This window comes from Mycobacterium sp. SMC-21, assembly GCF_045310825.1.
Classification (GTDB): Bacteria; Actinomycetota; Actinomycetes; order Mycobacteriales; family Mycobacteriaceae; genus Mycobacterium.
This window is the reverse complement of record NZ_JBJIAO010000031.1, coordinates 19,833-36,556: the sequence shown is the minus strand read 5'-3', so window position 1 is coordinate 36,556 and position 16,724 is coordinate 19,833. Positions and strand designations below refer to the sequence as shown.

14 protein-coding genes and 1 riboswitch are annotated in these 16,724 nt (G+C 67.8%); of the genes, 4 read left to right on the top strand and 10 right to left on the bottom strand.

What is annotated here, in order from left to right:
* The first annotated feature begins 166 nt into the window (after positions 1 to 166).
* Positions 167 to 361: a hypothetical protein gene (locus ACJH6H_RS22920; protein WP_226520652.1), complete on the top strand. Its 195-nt coding sequence runs from the start codon at positions 167 to 169 to the stop codon at positions 359 to 361.
* A 43-nt stretch (positions 362 to 404) separates the two neighbouring features.
* Here the strand turns inward: ACJH6H_RS22920 and ACJH6H_RS22915 are convergent, their stop codons facing one another.
* The 4 genes from ACJH6H_RS22915 to ACJH6H_RS22900 form a co-directional block, all read right to left on the bottom strand.
* Positions 405 to 2,165: an NRAMP family divalent metal transporter gene (locus ACJH6H_RS22915; protein ID WP_406775871.1), complete on the bottom strand. Its 1,761-nt coding sequence runs from the start codon at positions 2,163 to 2,165 to the stop codon at positions 405 to 407.
* An 82-nt stretch (positions 2,166 to 2,247) separates the two neighbouring features.
* A complete protein-coding gene (locus ACJH6H_RS22910) occupies positions 2,248 to 2,400 on the bottom strand; it encodes a hypothetical protein (RefSeq protein WP_346414790.1) in 153 nt (50 codons plus the stop codon).
* Positions 2,401 to 2,661: 261 nt separating this feature from the next.
* Positions 2,662 to 2,834, bottom strand: a riboswitch (M-box (ykoK) riboswitch).
* A 214-nt stretch (positions 2,835 to 3,048) separates the two neighbouring features.
* A complete protein-coding gene (locus ACJH6H_RS22905) occupies positions 3,049 to 4,671 on the bottom strand; it encodes an AMP-binding protein (RefSeq protein ID WP_406775870.1) in 1,623 nt (540 codons plus the stop codon).
* Entirely contained in the window at positions 4,671 to 6,371 is a 1,701-nt protein-coding gene (locus ACJH6H_RS22900) for an AMP-binding protein (RefSeq protein WP_406775883.1), read from the bottom strand. Before ACJH6H_RS22900 ends, ACJH6H_RS22905 begins: the two co-directional genes overlap by 1 nt.
* A 76-nt stretch (positions 6,372 to 6,447) precedes the next feature.
* Here ACJH6H_RS22900 and ACJH6H_RS22895 point away from each other — a divergent pair, with 76 nt between their 5' ends.
* Positions 6,448 to 7,287 (top strand): LuxR C-terminal-related transcriptional regulator, encoded by an 840-nt coding sequence (locus tag ACJH6H_RS22895; protein ID WP_346414788.1) that lies wholly within the window; start codon positions 6,448 to 6,450, stop codon positions 7,285 to 7,287.
* A gap of 4 nt (positions 7,288 to 7,291) precedes the next feature.
* Here the strand turns inward: ACJH6H_RS22895 and ACJH6H_RS22890 are convergent, their stop codons facing one another.
* From ACJH6H_RS22890 to ACJH6H_RS22870, 5 genes are read right to left on the bottom strand one after another with little or no spacing between them, the layout of a single operon-like run.
* Complete coding sequence (locus ACJH6H_RS22890) at positions 7,292 to 9,109, bottom strand: ABC transporter ATP-binding protein (protein ID WP_346414787.1); 1,818 nt, start codon at positions 9,107 to 9,109, stop codon at positions 7,292 to 7,294.
* Positions 9,106 to 11,025, bottom strand: a complete 1,920-nt coding sequence (locus tag ACJH6H_RS22885; protein ID WP_406775869.1) for an ABC transporter ATP-binding protein — start codon at positions 11,023 to 11,025, stop codon at positions 9,106 to 9,108. Before ACJH6H_RS22885 ends, ACJH6H_RS22890 begins: the two co-directional genes overlap by 4 nt.
* Before the next feature lie 47 nt (positions 11,026 to 11,072).
* Positions 11,073 to 11,633, bottom strand: a complete 561-nt coding sequence (locus ACJH6H_RS22880; protein WP_406775868.1) for a chromate transporter — start codon at positions 11,631 to 11,633, stop codon at positions 11,073 to 11,075.
* A 10-nt stretch (positions 11,634 to 11,643) separates the two neighbouring features.
* On the bottom strand, positions 11,644 to 12,243 hold the full coding sequence (locus ACJH6H_RS22875) for a chromate transporter (RefSeq protein ID WP_406775867.1): 600 nt from the start codon (positions 12,241 to 12,243) through the stop codon (positions 11,644 to 11,646).
* On the bottom strand, positions 12,236 to 13,225 hold the full coding sequence (locus ACJH6H_RS22870) for a phospholipase D-like domain-containing protein (RefSeq protein WP_406775866.1): 990 nt from the start codon (positions 13,223 to 13,225) through the stop codon (positions 12,236 to 12,238). Before ACJH6H_RS22870 ends, ACJH6H_RS22875 begins: the two co-directional genes overlap by 8 nt.
* 73 nt (positions 13,226 to 13,298) lie before the next feature.
* Between ACJH6H_RS22870 and ACJH6H_RS22865 the strand changes: the two genes are divergently transcribed.
* Both ACJH6H_RS22865 and ACJH6H_RS22860 read left to right on the top strand, forming a co-directional pair.
* Positions 13,299 to 14,009: a response regulator transcription factor gene (locus ACJH6H_RS22865; RefSeq protein WP_029104649.1), complete on the top strand. Its 711-nt coding sequence runs from the start codon at positions 13,299 to 13,301 to the stop codon at positions 14,007 to 14,009.
* Positions 14,010 to 14,108: 99 nt separating this feature from the next.
* A complete protein-coding gene (locus ACJH6H_RS22860) occupies positions 14,109 to 15,449 on the top strand; it encodes a sensor histidine kinase (protein ID WP_406775865.1) in 1,341 nt (446 codons plus the stop codon).
* A gap of 163 nt (positions 15,450 to 15,612) precedes the next feature.
* Here ACJH6H_RS22860 and ACJH6H_RS22855 read toward each other — a convergent pair whose 3' ends face one another.
* Complete coding sequence (locus tag ACJH6H_RS22855; RefSeq protein ID WP_083612544.1) at positions 15,613 to 16,614, bottom strand: OmpA family protein; 1,002 nt, start codon at positions 16,612 to 16,614, stop codon at positions 15,613 to 15,615.
* Between the last annotated feature and the right edge of the window lie 110 nt (positions 16,615 to 16,724).

Below are 16,724 nucleotides of genomic sequence, written 5' to 3'. Positions count from 1 at the left end.
CATGTGACAGCGCGGGGCACCGGCTGCGAGGCCACACCTGAGCGTTTGCGGTATTGACGCACACGTCGGTACTGTGCGACAGTCGGCGAGGACGAATCGGGATACGCACAGCAATGCAATGCATCGGACGGCCAGCGTGGTAAATCGGCTGCTTACAGTGCATCAATTGGTCGTTCTGCTGCAGTCCGCAAATCAAGTCGAGTTGCTGCTCACCGCGGCGGCGGGGACGGCGTCGATCGTCACGGCGGTACGCGGCCCGGCGGACGATGTTGCTGGCATCGCTCCGGAACGTCGGCACACGGCGTTGTGTACCTGCAAGGACGGCGACACCTCGCACTGCCCCGCACGCGATTCACTGTGAGCCGTAGGTGGGCGCGGCACCACCGGCACCGCGCCCACTTCCATCAGCCGCTGATCGCCTCGGCGACCTTCACCCCGACCAGCACCACAGCCACCAGCAGGTAACCGCGCAATGCGACCATGCCGGCCACCCGCAGCGGCGACCAGGCGGGCCGGTCCAGGGTGTCCAGCGCGGGCGTACGGAAGCTGTCCCGCTCCTGGTTCCGCAGCGCCTTCCGGACGGTGCGGTCGTCGGGTTGGTCGTCCAGGTCCTCCACCTGCTCCGGGTCCAGACCGCCCAGCTCCGCGGCCACGTCGACAGCCGCCTGCTTCCGTTGCCGGTGCCGCGACCGCGCCGTCGCACCGGCGATGACCCCGCCGCCGAGCATGCCGACACCGACTCCGGCCCCGAAGCCCCACTCGAGTTGCGCGGCAGTCAGATTCGGGAAGAACGTCGCCGCCGTCAGGGCCAGCGACAGCAGCACCAGCGCCCACACGATCACGCCGGCCATGATGTTCTGCCGCATGGTGTTGACCCACGGGCCCAGCACGGCCTTGTCGTTGCACAGCAGCACCAGGAACACCGTCGCCGACGGCAGCAGCACCCCGGCCAGCGCCTGCACACCCTGGGTCAGCAGACCCAGCACGTGATCCGGGCTGAACGACACCGCGGCCGCCACCGCGAGCAGTGCCGCGTAGCCCAGATAGAAGGCGGGCGCCTCGCTGACTTTCCAGTGCAGCGAGTGCCGCTTGCCCATGGTGTCGCCCAGGGCGTAGGTGGTGGCGAGGCCGACGGCGTTGGCCCCGATGAGCGAGGCGTCCAGCAGCAGGATGGCGAAAAGCGCACCCGCGGTGGGCGACACGTGCCGGCCCAGCTGCGTTGCCACGTCACCGGCGTCGGTGAAGTTGCCGGCCGCGGCACTGCCGCCGAGCCCGAACGCGGCGGCGGCCATGATCGCGACCGCACCCACCATCACCACGACGATGCCGATCCACAGATCGATCCGCTCGTAGCGAATCCACTTGGGGGTCAACCGCTTGTCGACGATGTTGGACTGCTGGAAGAACAACTGCCACGGCGCGACGGTGGTGCCGACGATCGCCACGATCAGCAGCAAGAGCGTCGAGTTGAGGCCGCCCGGGAATGACGGGATCAGGCCCCTCGCGGTTTCGGTCGCGGACGGGTGCACGATGAACGCCAGCGGGAAGATCACGATGTTGATCGCGATCAACGCGAAAATGAAACGCTCCCAACGGCGGAACGAACCACCGGCCACCACGGCGAACAGCAGCACCGCCGCGAGCGGCACCGAGATCGCCTTGGGCAGCCCGAAGTAGTTCAACGCCATGGACACCCCGACAAATTCGGTGACGATGGTCAACGCGTTGACGATGAACAGATCGCCAACGCTGAAGGCGCCCCAGAACTTGCCGAACCGCGCGAAGATCAGGCGGGCGTGCCCCACCCCGGCGACGGCGCCGAGCCGGACCACCATCTCCTGGTTGACGTACAGCACCGGAATCAGCAGCGCCAGTGTCCACATGAGGGCCATGCCGTAGTTCTGGCCGGCCTGGGCGTAGGTCGCGACGCCGCCGGCGTCGTTGTCGCCGACCATGACGATGAGGCCGGGTCCCATCACCACGAGCAGCATCTTCAAGCGCTGCCAGCGGCTGCGGCCGGTGGTGGTCTCGTCGGTACGGATGGTGCCGAGCGCGCCGACGATGTCGCCGACGTGCGCGGTGTCGAGCACCGCGGTGCTCGGTGAATCACGTTGCCGCGCTGATGTTTCGCCGGCGGGCCGCGGGGTACGGGAAAACAGGGCCATGTCGAGATTCCTCCCGGGAAAATGGCAGCACAACAGGGGTCCGCCCACCGGAATCGGTGGGCGGACCGTGCGGCCGAACGGATCAGAAGTTGGGGTGCGCCCCGAGAGACGCCGAGATCACCGCGAGCGGCGTGTGCGACAACTGCAGGTTGTGCCGTTCCTGCGGGGTCAGGTGCGTGCGGCTGTGCACCAGCCGGGCAATGCGGCGGACGGTGCGGTTGCGAAATACGGTCATGACAGAGCTCCTGTCGGGATCGGACTCCCGTGGCCTGTCGGTCAGGCGGAACCGGCCGGTCGGCAGGATAACGGGAGTGCTCGGATGCTGGTGTCTACGTGGTGTTTTCGTCCCAAACTGGAACTGTCGCCATCGCCAGATCTCACGTCGTACCTCACCTCCTAGCCGTCGGGCCCACCTCGGGGCAGCTATCCCATGACAACACAAAAGGGAGATGGCAGCGAACCTATACCCATTAAAAGGCTGTTAAAACCAGGCGCTGCCGCACCCCTCTCGTCAGAGCTTCGGCACTGGACGACGTAATCCACCGCGGTGGATAGCCACTTTGGGTAACCCCTTAATCCGGGGAGACCTGTCCTGACCCTGGGCGTCTCTCGACGTCGTCGGATCAGTGGCTTCTGTTCGTCCAGGAGCCTCGCCTAGCGAGGTGCTGACGTAGCCAAGGTAACCCGGGCGCGTAGACCCGTCAACTCGATTGGTCGGGCCATTCCCCACGAGCGTGCCAACAGGTCGCGATTTCGTCGAAGATCGCGATCTGTACGCACATTCGTAGCGAGGGCCGACGCGGCGTCGCCACGAATGTGCAACCAGATCGCCAAAATTGCCGGAAGCAGGGCCTGGCTGCACATTCGCGGCGAGAACCGCGCGCTAAGGCTGCTCGAGACCGAAGATGCGGATGCTCTCGGCGCGCATGTCGACCTTGCGGACCTTGCCGGTGATGGTCATCGGGAACTCGTCGACGATGTGTACGTAGCGCGGAATCTTGAAGTGCGCCAGCCGATCCGCGGTGAATTCGCGGATGGCGGCGGCGTCCAGCGGCGCCGCGCCGGGCCGCAGCCGCAGCCACGCGCAGATCTCCTCGCCGTAGCGGGCGTCGGGCACGCCGATCACCTGGGCATCCTCGATGTCGGGGTGCGTGTACAGGAACTCCTCGATCTCGCGCGGGTACACATTCTCCCCACCGCGGATCACCATGTCCTTGATGCGGCCGACGATGGCGCAGTAGCCGTCGGCCCGCATCACCGCGAGATCACCGGTGTGCATCCAGCCCTCGGAATCGATGGCCTCCCGGGTCTTTTCGTCGTTGTTCCAGTAGCCCAACATGACCGAATAGCCGCGCGTGCAGAACTCCCCCGGCTCGCCGCGCTCCACCGTCTCGCCGGTTTCCGGGTTGACGACCTTGACCTCGAGATGCGGATGCGCCCGGCCGATGGTCGCGGTGCGGCGGTCCAGGTCGTCGTCGATCAGCGTCTGGCACGACACCGGCGACGTCTCCGTCATGCCGTAGCAGATCGCGACCTCGGCCATGTGCATGTCGGAGACGCAGTGCTTCATCACCTCGACGGGGCACACCGATCCGGCCATGATGCCGGTACGCAGGCTCGACAGGTCCCGCCCGGCGAACGACGGATGGTTCTGCATCGCGATGAACATCGTCGGCACGCCGTAGACGCCGGCGCACTGCTCGGCCTCGATGGCATCGAGGGTGGCCGCCGGGTCGAACCCGGGGGCCGGGATCACCACGGCCGCACCATGACTCATGCAGCCGAGCACCCCCATCACCATGCCGAAGCAGTGGTAGAACGGCACCGGGACACACAACCGCTCCCCCGCCCGCAGGTTGATGCCCTCCGTGGTGAAGTAGCCGTTGTTCAGGATGTTGCGGTGCGACAGCGTCGCACCTTTCGGGAACCCGGTTGTGCCCGAGGTGTATTGGATGTTGATCGGGTCGGTGTTGGACAGGGCGGCATGCCGGGCCGCCAGGGCGTCGGCCCCGACCGCCGCGCTGTCGGCACGCAACCGCTCCCAGTCCGGGCCGTCCAGGAAGACGACGTCAGTCAGGTCCGGAACCTGCGGACGGACCTCGTCGATCATCGCCGCGTAGTCGGACGTCTTGAACGACGTCGCCGAGATCAGCATCCGCATCCCGGATTGGTTGAGCGCGTAGGCAAGTTCGTGCACCCGGTACGCCGGATTAACGTTGACCAGGATGGCGCCGATCTTGGCCGTCGCCAGTTGCGTCACGATCCACTGCGCACAGTTCGGCGACCAGACACCCACCCGGTCGCCCTTCTCGATGCCGCGGGCCATCAGGCCGCGGGCGATCAGGCCGACCTCGGCGTTGAGTTCGGCATACGTGTACCGCAGTCCCTGCCCACGGTCGACCAACGCGAGCGTGTCCGGATGGGCCGCTACGGTGCGCTCGAAGTTGGCCCCGATGGTCTCCTCCAGGATCGGGGTGTCGGTGGGGCCCGCGTCGTAGCTCAGCATCAGTTCACCAAATCCTCATAGCGGTATTCCGATGCGATCGGGGTGCCGGCCGCATGCGCTTGATCTTCGCGCTTGCGCAGGTCAACGCGCCGGATCTTGCCGGAAATGGTCTTGGGCAGATCAAAGAATTCCACCCGCCGAACCTTGAGGTACGGCGCCAGGTGGTCCCGCGCGAATTCCATGATCGCCCGCGCGGTGTCCGCATCGGCACTCCAGCCCGCGGCCAGGCTGACGTACGCCTTCGGCACGGCGAGCCGGGTGTCGTCGGGCTGCGGCACCACCGCGGCTTCCACCACCGCGGGATGCTCGATGAGCACGCTCTCCAATTCGAAGGGCGACACCTTGTAGTCCGACGACTTGAACACGTCATCGGTGCGGCCGATGTACGTGATGTAGCCGTCGCTGTCGCGGGAGGCCACGTCACCGGTGTGGTAGTAACCGCCGGCCATGACGGCCGCATTGCGTTGCGGGTCACCGAGATAGCCGGTCATCAGGTTGAGCGGCCGCGCGCCGAGCTCGAGGCAGATCTCGCCCTCGTCGGCCGGCTCGCCGGTCACCGGGTCGACCAACACCACGGGCGCACCCGGCATCGGCCGGCCCATCGATCCGGCCTTGACCGGCTGGCCCGGGGTGTTGCCGACGAGCAGAGTGGTCTCGGTCTGGCCGAAGCCGTCCCGGATGGTCAGGCCCCAGGCATCCTGCACCTTGGCGATGACATCGGGGTTCAGCGGTTCACCCGCGCCCAGAATCTCGCGCAGCCCTTCGGGTTTGGTGCCGAGGTCGGCCTGGATCAACATCCGCCACACGGTCGGCGGCGCGCAGAAGGTGTTGACGCCGGCGCGGCGCAGCTGTGCCATGAGCGCGGCGGCGTCGAAGCGGCTGTAGTTGTAGACGAAGATCGTCGCCTCGGCGATCCACGGCGCGAACACACAACTCCAGGCGTGCTTGGCCCAGCCCGGCGAGCTGATCGCCAGATGGACGTCGCCGGGCGTCACCCCGATCCAGGCCATCGTGGACAGGTGGCCGACGGGATACGAAATCTGCGAGTGCTCAACGAGTTTGGGCTTACTGGTGGTGCCCGAGGTGAAGTAGACCAGCAGCGGGTCGTCGACGTCGGTGACGGCACGGAACGGCCCCGCCGAAACCGCTTGGTACGCATCTGCGTAGCGGTGCCAGCCGGGCACCGCATCCCCGACGACGATGCCGGTATACTGCCCGTCGACGGACGCGAACTTGTCCGCGTCCGTGGCATTGGTTACCACGAAGCCCGCGCCGCCGCGGGTGATCCGGTCGGCCAGGTCGGCCGGGCCCAGTGCCCCGGTCGTCGGCATCACCACCGCGCCGAGCTTGGCCACCGCCAGCATCGACTCCCACAGCTCGACCTGGTTGCCCAGCATGACGATGACGCGGTCGCCCTTTCCCACGCCCAGCGACTGCAGCCACGTCGCGACCTGGTCAGACCGGTCGGCCATCTCGGCGAACGTGTAGCGCTGCTCGTCACCGCCTTCTTCGGTGATCCAGAGCGCCGTCTGCCCGGCCCGTTCGGGGCTGCGGGCGATGACGTCGAACCAGTCGGTGGCCCAGTTGAACGTGCCGGTCAGCCGCGGCCAGCTGAACGAATCGACGGCCTGCGAGTAGTCACCGATCGACGCCACGAGCCGGTCCCGGGCCGCTCGGTACTGCTCGGTGTTGGTGGTGATCACAGCCTCTGTCGCCATGAACGTAGGATCTACGTCACACCCATCCGCCCGCTACCCCCGAAAGAGGGTACTGACCGTGACGACCGGCCCGTCTCTGCTGCGCCCGCGTGATACCGACGCGGTCCGCGCTGAGCTGCGACGTCTCGGCTCCGAGGGTGCGGTGCCGGTGATGTTCGGCGGCGAGGTGCACGACGACGCGCTGCTGATCACGGAGTTCTACGGCACCCGCGGCGGCGGTCTCCGCGGGTTGACGGTGCGCTCGATGTGCGGGCTCGGCGGGGCCAGCATGGTCTCGGGTCAGCCGCTCGCGGTGACCGACTACCGGCACGCACCGTCCATCACCCACGACTACGACATGCCCGTGCTGTCGGAGGGCATCCGGTCGGTGCTGGCGGTACCGGTCGTGGTCGATGGCCGGGCCCGGGCGGTGCTCTACGGCGCCTACCGGTCCAGCGCACCGTTCGGCGGGCGGACCGTCGACCTGATCATGGCGTCGGCGCAGCGCCTGTCGGACGAACTGACGATCCGCGACGAAGTGGACCGCCGGCTGCGGCTGCAGCAGGCCGCGGCCGCCGACACGGCGGTCAACACCGAACACATCCGCCAAGTGCACGCCGAGCTGCGACGGCTGGCGGCCGGAAACGCGCCCGTCGCACCGAGCGATCTCGGCGGCCTCGCCGACCGGCTGGCCGAGGCACTGGCCGGTGGGCCCGCACCGGCCGGTCCGCTCAGCCCGCGTGAACTCGACGTGCTGGCGCAGATCGCACTGGGCTGCACCAATACCGAAGCCGCCCAGCGGCTTTCCCTCAAACCCGAGACCGTCAAGAGCTATCTGCGCAGTGCCGCGACGAAACTCGGCACCCACAGCCGGCACGAGGCGGTGTCGAAGGCGCGGCAGCTGCGGCTGATTCCCTGACCGGTCAGGCCAGCGAGTCGATCCAGGCGCGGTGCAGCGCCGCGTACCGCCCGTTCTGCGCGACCAGGTCGTCGGGCGGACCGTCTTCGACGATGCGGCCGCCGTCGAGGACCAGGACCCGGTCCGCGGACTGCACGGTGGAGAGCCGGTGCGCGATCACGAGCGCGGTCCTCCCGGCCAGCACGGTCGCCAGCGCGCGCTGCACCAGCCGCTCGGTCGGGATGTCCAGCGACGACGTCGCCTCGTCGAGGATCAGCACCTTGGGGTCGGCCAGGAACGCGCGGGCGAACGCGACCAACTGGCGCTGCCCCGCCGACAGCCGCCCGCCCCGATTGGCGACGTCGGTGTCGTAACCGTCCGGCAGATTGTCGATGAACCGGTCCGCGCCAACGGCTTCCGCGGCTGCGCGGACCTCGTCGTCGGTGGCGTCGGGGCGCCCGAACCGGATGTTGTCGGCGACGGTGCCGGCGAACATGAAGTTCTCCTGCGTCACCATCACGACGTGCTGACGCAGCTCGGTCTGGGCGATGGACCGCAGGTCGATGCCGTCGAGGGTGACGGTGCCGGTCACCGGATCGTAGAAACGCGCGATGAGCTTGGCGATGGTGGTCTTGCCCGCGCCGGTGGCACCGACGAGGGCGACGGTCTGCCCGGCGGGCACCGTCAGATTCAGTTCGGGCAGCACCGGACGCTGCGGGGTGTAGCCGAAGCTGACACCCCGAAAAGCGATGTCCCCCTTGACCGTCGCCAGCGCGACAGGGTCGGCGGGGTCCATGATGGCGGGCTGCTGCGCGAGCACCCCGGCCAGCTTCTCGAGCGCCGACGCCGCCGACTGGAAGGTGTTGAAGAACTGCGAAATCTCCTGCATCGGTTCGAAGAACATGCGCAGGTACAGCAGGAAGGCCGTCAGCGTGCCGATCGTCATGCGGCCGTGCAGCACCAGGTAGCCGCCGTACAGCAGCACCACCGAGGTGGTGACGTTGCCGATGAGTTTGACCGCGGGCATGAACACCGCGAGCAGCGTCATGGTGCGTTCGTTGATGACGCGGTAGTCGTCGACGACGTCGTCGAAGATCTCCTGGTTGCGCGGCTCGCGCCGGTAGGCCTGCACCGCTTTGATGCCCGTCATGGTTTCGACGAACTGGACGATCACCAGCGCCGCGCGTTCCCGGACGGTGCGGTACGTCTTCGATGATTCGCGCCGGAACCAGGCGACCAGCAGCACCAGGAGCGGGAAGGCACCCAGGCACATCAGGCCCAGCCGCACGTCGAGCGTGACGAGCAGGACCGCGGTGCCGCCCAGGGTGAGCACGGCGGTGATGAGGCTGTCGAAACCCGTCGACAGCATGGTCTGGATGGCTTCGATGTCGTTGGTGGAACGGCTCACCACGCGGCCCGAGGTGTAGCGGTCGTGGAAGGCGACGTCGAGGCGCTGGAACTGCCGGAACACCCGGCGCCGCAGCTCCAGCAGCACCTTCTGCCCGATGCGGCCCGACCGGTTCAGGAAGAACAGCCGGAACGTGGCCTGCAGCACCACGACGCCACACAGGGCCGCGACGATCTGCAGCAGTTCACGGGCCGGCCCGCCCTGCAGGATCGGCGGGATGCCGTGGTCGATGCCGCGCTGCACGAGCAGCGGAACCGACAGGCGCGCACCGTTTTCGACGACGACGACCAGCGCCAGCAGCAGGACCGCGAACCGGTACGGCTTCAGCAACGAGCCCAGCAGGGACCGCGCCTCGCGACGCCGCGAGACGTTCTCGTCGATGGGCAGGTCCTCGACCTTGTCGACCGTCTGGCCGCGCCAGCTCTCGGTGCTCATCGCCTCCGCACCTCTTCGGACTCGTCCGTCTGCTCGAGATACAGCTGCTCGAGCCGTTCGCGTTCGGCGTCCTGCTCCCAATCGCAGCTGCGCTCGCAACCGTCGTCGAGCTCGTCGTCGGCGGACAGCAGGTACCGGTATTCCGGTGCCTGCTCGAGCAATTCGGCGTGTGTGCCGATGCGGGTGATGGTGCCGTCCTGCAGCAGCGCCACCCGGTCGGCCAACAGCACGGTGGACGCGCGGTGCGCCACCACGATGCCCGTCACCGACGTCAGCACCCGCCGCAGCGCGACGGTGACCTCCGCTTCGGTGTGCATGTCCAGGGCCGACAGGGTGTCGTCGAGCACCAGCAGTGACGGCGCGGCCAGGATGGCCCGGGCCAGCGAAAGACGTTGCCGCTGACCACCCGACAGGCTCATGCCCTGCTCACCGATGCGGGTGTCGAGCCCGAACGGCAGGTCGTAGACGAACTGGGCGGCGGCGATGTCGATGGCCTCGCGAATCTCGTCGTCGGCCGCCGGGTTGTCGGCGCCGCGACCGAGGGTGAGGTTCTCGACGACCGACATCGAGAACAGCGTCGGGTCCTCGAAGGCGGTGGCCACGGCGGTCCGCAAGGCGGGCAGCGACAGTTCGCGGATGTCTCGTCCGTCGAGCAGGATCGCGCCCTCGGTGACGTCGTACAGCCGTGAGAACAGTGCGGCGAGAACCGATTTGCCGGAGCCGGTGGCGCCGACGAGCGCCAGGGTCTGCCCGGGCTCGACCGTCACCGACACGTGGCGCAGCGCCCAGTCGTCAGGTTCGGCGTCGGGGAAACGGAAGCCGACGTCACGCAGTTCCAGGTGCCCGCCACGTGGCACGGTGGTGACCGGTCCGTCACTGATATCCACTGGCGTGTCGAAGATCTCGGCGACCCGATTGGCGGCCGTCATGGACTCCTGCATCATCGACAACAGGAAGCCCAGCGACGCGATGGGCCACACCAGCGACAGCATCATGGTGATGAACGCGACGAGCGTGCCCATGGTGACCTGACCGTGGCCGGCCGCGTACGCACCGAACCCGAGCACGAAGATCAGCGTCAGGTTGGGGATGACCTCGAGCAGCGTCCAGAAGCGCGCCGACACCGCCACCTTGCCGACCTCGGCGTCGTACAGGGCCGTCGCCCGCTCGTCGAACCGCCGGTAGACGTAGTCCTCGCGGCCGAACGACTTGATCACCCGCAGCCCCAGGGCCGACTCCTCGACATGCGTTGCGACATGGCCGGATTGGTCCTGCGCCTGCCGCGACAGCACGGTGAACTGCCGCTCGAACCGGAAGATCGTGACGGACACCGGCAGCACCGACGCCAGCACCACCACACCCAGCGGCCAGTACATGGTCAGCAGAATGCCGGTCACCACGATGATCTGAATCGTGTTGAGCACCAAGAACAGCAGGCCGAAGCCGAGGAATTGGCGAATGGTGCCAAGGTCGTTCATCACCCGCGACAGCAATTGCCCGGACTGCCACTGCCGGTGGAACGACATGGGCAGGATCTGCAGGCGCGCGTACAGCTCCTTGCGGATGTCGGCCTCGACGCCCATGGTCGCGCGGGCCCCGAGCCAGCGCCGGATGAACCACAGCACCGCCTCGACGAGCCCCAATGTCAGCGCGGCCGAACCGAGCACCCACAGGCCCGGCTGGTCCTGGTGCCGCACCGGGCCGTCGATCACGGCCTTGGTCACCAGCGGGATGGACACCGTCACGCCCAGACCGGCGAACGCGGTGAGCAGCATGGCGGCCCAGCGTCCGCGGTACGGCCGCAGATACGGCAGCAGACGCAGCAAGTCCGCCGACGCACGTCGACGCTGCGGCACCGGAGCGATCGCCGGAGCCGAATGCAGGGGCTGGGCTACATCAGACACAACAACTTCCATGCTCGCACGTGCCACCGACATACCCGGTGCGCGGCGGCACGACCAGGTCAGATGAAACCCAGGTACCCGACCAGACCGGCCGCGGCGACGACGATCAGCGGATTCAGCTTGGTGCGCATGAAGATCACGGTGCACACCGCGGTGACGGTGTAGGCGCGCCAGTCATGGTCGGCGGCACGGCTCATGACCAGCGACGCCGCCAGGATGAGGCCGACCGTGAGCGGGGCGAAACCCTTCTCGACCGCGCGGCGCAGTTTGGAGCGTTCGGCCTTCTGCCAGATCAACGTGATGATGTAGACGAAGCCCGCGGCCGGTACCACCATCGCGACCATCGACACGACGCCGCCGATGATCGCGCCGGGAATGCCGCCCTCTTTCAGGCCGGCGCCGTAGCCGACCATCGACACGATGAGGATGCTCGGGCCGGGCGCGGTCTGCGAGATGGAGAACAGGTCGGCGAACTGGTTGTCGGTCAGCCAGTGCCTGCCGTTGACGGCGTTGATGTGCATTTCCGGCAGCACGACGTTGCCGCCGCCGATGGACAGCAGCGACAGCATGCCGAACAGCCCGATGAGCTGGAGGTAGGTGGAAAGCGCCGCGGTACTCATCGTGGGGTGCTCATGCTGCTGTGGCGCGATCCCGCGGCCCTGGGTCGTTGCCGCGCTCGCGCGGCCATGCCCAGATCAGGCTCAGCGGCGCCAGGATCGCGAGCGTCCCCAGCAGCGGGAACCGCAGCACGCCGTTGAGCACGAAGGCGCCGGCGAACAGCAGGACCGGCACCGCGCCCGTCAGGCACTTCTGGCCCGTCTTGAGCACCATCGTCAGGGTCAGGGCCACCGCGGCCGCCGACGCCCCGTGCAGCACGCCCTTGACGGCGGGCACTTCCTTGAACCGGAAGTAGGCGAACGACAACGCCAGCACGATGACCAGCGGCATGGCGCACAAGCCGAACACCGCGGCGGCCGCGCCGGGGAAGCCGCGCATCTTGGTGCCGGCGAACACCGCCATGTTGACCTGGTTGGCACCGGGCAGGATGCGGCACATCGTTGTGGCCGAGAGGAACTCGGCGTCCCCGAGCCAGCCCTTCTCCACCACCAGCACCTCGCGCGACCAGGCCGACAGCCCGCCGCCGAACGACGCCAGCGCGATGTGGTTGAACGTCAGGACCAACTCGAACAACGAAACCCGTTGGGCCGTCGAGTCGATCTGCTCACTCATGGACCAACTCGGGGTCGTGCGGGAAGTCGTCTTCGTGATGCTGCGACGAGTCCAGCGGATCCGGCGGCTCGTAGTGGTGCGAGGTCTCCCAGTCGGCGTCGAACACCTGCGACAGCTGCGCGACGGCGTCCGGGTCCTTGACCATCACACCCAGTTCGCGGCGCAGGTCGAAGGCGCTGCGGTCGATGTTCATCGAGCCCACGAGGGCTTCGTGGTCGTCGACGATGACCAGCTTGGCGTGCACGCGCAGGTTCTTCTGCTTGCGCACCTTCGCGCCGAACCGGCGCAGGGTCCGCAGCGAGGCGAACGTGTCGAGGATGTCCCAGTCGCTGATGCCGTGCTTGCCACCGCACAGCACATGGACATTCACGCCACGGCCCACCGCGGCCGCGATGTGGTCGAGGATGACGGCGTCGACGTACTTGGGGTGCTGGATGCGCAGCCGGTGCTCGGCGGTGTCGATGAATTTCGCCATGTGGTACCGCGAATTCGAGTTGCTCCACAGCAGGCCGTGATACTGCGACGGCTCCCAATCGGTGTGGGACCAGTCGGCGTCGAACACCTCGACGATCTGCGCGACGTGGTCCGGCTCGGTGGTGATGAAGCCGTAGTCACGCGTGAGGGTGAAGTACTTCTCGCACAGGTTGAACGTGGCCACGAGGGCCGCCGCCTCGTCGACGACGATCGACTTCTCGTGCGTCACGTAGAACGTCGGGTTGGACCACTGGACGTTGACGCCGGCATCCGAGAACTGTTCGAAGGTCTCGTCATTGGCGCGGTCGCCGCCCGAGCGGGCCGGGTTCAGCATGACGCGCACGTCGACGCCCGCCTGGTGGCGCTCGATCACCGCCGCCACGAGCGACGGTTCGGTGAACGTGAATTGCTTGATGAGCAACGACTTCTGCGCCGATGCGAGGAAATCCCGCACCGGCTGCACGCCATCATCGGGTTGGACGATGACTCGCGGCGACACAGGCCCCATAAGCGCCGGATGCTAGCACCGAATAGCGGCTGCCAGACGTGCCTCCGTCAATAACAGTGGGCCATCGGGCAAGATGAGGCATATGGATAGCGGAAGCGCCTCCCCCCGCCTGCTCGTAGTCGACGACGACCCGGACGTGCTGGCCTCATTGGAGCGTGGCCTGCGGCTGTCCGGCTTCGAGGTGTCGACCGCGGTCGACGGCGCCGAGGCCCTGCGCAGTGCCACCGAATTCCGGCCGGACGCCATCATTCTGGACATCAACATGCCGGTGCTCGACGGCGTCAGTGTCGTCACCGCGCTGCGCGCCATGGACAACGACGTGCCGGTGTGTGTGCTCTCGGCCCGCAGCTCGGTCGACGACCGGGTGGCGGGGCTGGAAGCCGGCGCCGACGACTACCTGGTCAAGCCGTTCGTGTTGGCCGAGCTGGTGGCACGCGTCAAGGCGCTGCTGCGCCGCCGCGGCGCGACGGCGACGTTCTCGTCGGAGACCATCTCGGTCGGACCGCTCGAGGTCGACATCCCGGGCCGGCGGGCCCGCGTCAACGGCGCCGATGTCGACCTGACCAAGCGCGAGTTCGACCTGCTGGCCGTGCTGGCCGAGCACAAGACCGCCGTGCTGTCCCGTGCCCAGCTGCTCGAGCTGGTGTGGGGTTATGACTTCGCCGCCGACACCAACGTCGTCGACGTGTTCATCGGCTACCTGCGCCGCAAGCTGGAGGCCAACGGTGCGCCGCGACTGTTGCACACGGTCCGCGGCGTGGGGTTCGTGCTCAGGCAGCAGTGATGAGCGCCTGCGCGAAGAACCGAGTGCGCTGATGAGCGCCTGCACGAAGAACAGAGTGCACTGATGAGCGCCTGCGCGAAGAACCGGCAGCGGTAGCCCGTGAACATCCTGGCGCGCGTCTTCCGTCGCACTCCGTCGCTGCAGTCGCGCGTCGCGTTCGCCACCGGTATCGCCGCGGCCATCGTGGTCGGGATCGTCGGCACCATCGTGTGGATCGGCATCACCAACGACCGCAAGGAACGCCTGGACCGGCGCCTCGACGAGGCCGCCGGCTTCGCGATCCCGTTCCTGCCGCGCGGGCTGGACGAGATTCCGCGGCCACCGCACGACGAGAACGTCGTCATCACCGCACGCCGGAACGGCCAGGTCAGTTCGAACTCGAATGTCGTGCTGCCCGAGCTGCCCGTCGGCTATGCCGACACCGACGTCAAGGGCGTCCGCTACCGGGTGCGGACCGTGCAGATCCACATGCCGGACCCGATGCTGGTCGCGGTGGGCGCCACCTACGACGCGACCATCGTCGACACCAACAATCTGCACCGCCGGGTGATCGCGTTGTGCGCGTTCGCCATTGGCGCGGCCGCGGTGGCGGGCTGGGCGCTCGCCGCGTTCGCGGTGCGTCCCCTCAAACGGCTGGCGCAGCAGACCCGCGACATCGACCCGGAAGGCGATGCCCCACACATCGACGTACGAGGTGCCACCGAGGCCGTCGACATCGCGGACGCGGTCAAGGGTCTGGTGGACCGCGTGTGGGAGGAGAAGGGCCGGACGAAGGCCGCGCTGGCCTCGGCGCGCGACTTCGCCGCGGTGTCGGCACACGAGCTGCGCACCCCGCTCACCGCGATGCGCACCAACGTCGAAATCCTGACCACACTGGATCTTCCGGACGAACAGCGCAAGGAAGTGCTGGGCGACGTCGTGCGCACCCAGTCGCGCATCGAGACGACACTGTGGGCGCTGGAGCGGCTGGCGCAGGGCGAACTGTCCACCGTCGATGACCATGTGCCCGTGGACATCACCGAACTGCTGGACCGTGCCGCGCACGACGCCATGCGCGTCTACCCCGACCTGGAGGTATCGCTGGTGCCGGCGCCGACCATCATCATCGTGGGACTGCCTGCCGGGCTCCGGCTTTCGGTGGACAACGCGATCGCCAACGCCGTCAAGCACGGCGGCGCCTCGAAAGTGCAACTGTCGGCGGTCAGTTCGCGCGCCGGCGTCGAGATCGCCGTCGACGACGACGGCTGCGGCGTGCCCGAAGAGGAGCGCCTGAAGGTCTTCGGTCGGTTCAGCCTCGGCTCCACCGCGTCGCACTCAGGCTCGGGCCTGGGCCTGGCGCTGGTGGCGCAACAGGCCGAGATCCACGGCGGGACGGCGACATTGGAGACCAGCCCGCTCGGCGGGACGCGGCTGCTGCTGCGCCTGCCCGGGCATCGCTGAGGACTTCCACATTGACCCTGTATCCAGGGCGCATTTGTTCGAGTGCGGTGCGCCGTCAGTTCAGGGTCAACCGTCCTCGGCTCTGGAGTCGAGTTGACCCTGCATCCTGGGCGTAGATGTGCCAGTAGACCTCGCGAGGACGCACACTCAACCGCCCGGCCTCTCAGCCGACGGTGATCTCGACCCGGCGGTTCTTGGCCCGGCCTTCCTCGGTGCTGTTGTCGGCGACAGGGTCGGCGGAGCCGGCGCCACGGGCCGTCACCTTCGCGGCCAGCACACCATTCGAAACCAGTGCGGCGGCAACGGCTTTGGCGCGGGTGTCGCTCAGCTTGAGGTTGACCGCGTCACTGCCCTGGTTGTCGGTGTAGCCCACCACGGTGACCGCACCGTTGGGGCAGCCCTTGATCTTGTCCGCGATCTGGCTCAGCACCCGGCGTGACTCCCCCGTCATCTGAGAGCCGCCGGTGACGAAACTGATCGGGGTGCGCAGCAGGTCCGTGACTTCGGATTGCACCTTCGCGCAGGGACCACCGGTCGGAGCGGGTGCCGGCGCGGGACCGGGCGCCGACGACAGCTCCGATGCGGGCGGTGCCACCGGACCACCCGGCGCGGGAATCTGAATGTTGTTGGACAGCTTGGCACCCGGGAACGAGAGGGCCGCGGCGTTCTGCACCTCGGAGGCAACGCCGAGGTTGGGGGCCGTTCCCATGAGCGTGATGGTGGCGCCGTCGATGGACAGCCCGAAATCCGGGATCGAGTCAGCGGCGGACAGGACGTTGCCGATGACCGACATGTCCGGGGTCCCGGCGCCGTCCACGACCGTCGTCTTGTCGTCGAGGGTGGCGCTGAGCCACTGCGCCTTCACCGCGGCGGCCAGTTCGGACTTCGACCGGGTGTTGGCGACGCTGCCCGTCAGGGTGACGGTGGTGCCGTCGCGGGTCAACGCGAAGGGTGCTGACGTCAGCTCGGCGGGCTGTGCCGGAGTCGGGACTGCGGACGCCGCGATGGAACTCGGGGCCCGGTGCTCATCGGAGCTGCCGAACACCAACCAGGCGACGGCCGCGACGACGGCCACCACGACACCGACCGCGGCCACCTTGCCCCGCGTGCCCAGTCGACGCACAATGCCGGACGGCTCGGTGGTGACGTCAGCTGTGTCCGGCATGCAAAACCCTCCTGAAAACAATTCGAGCCTAGGGCCCGACGGCTGTGGGACGGCACGTTGCCGCCATGACACGCCACAACCATCGGGCCCTAAGCCCGACAAAAGTCGAT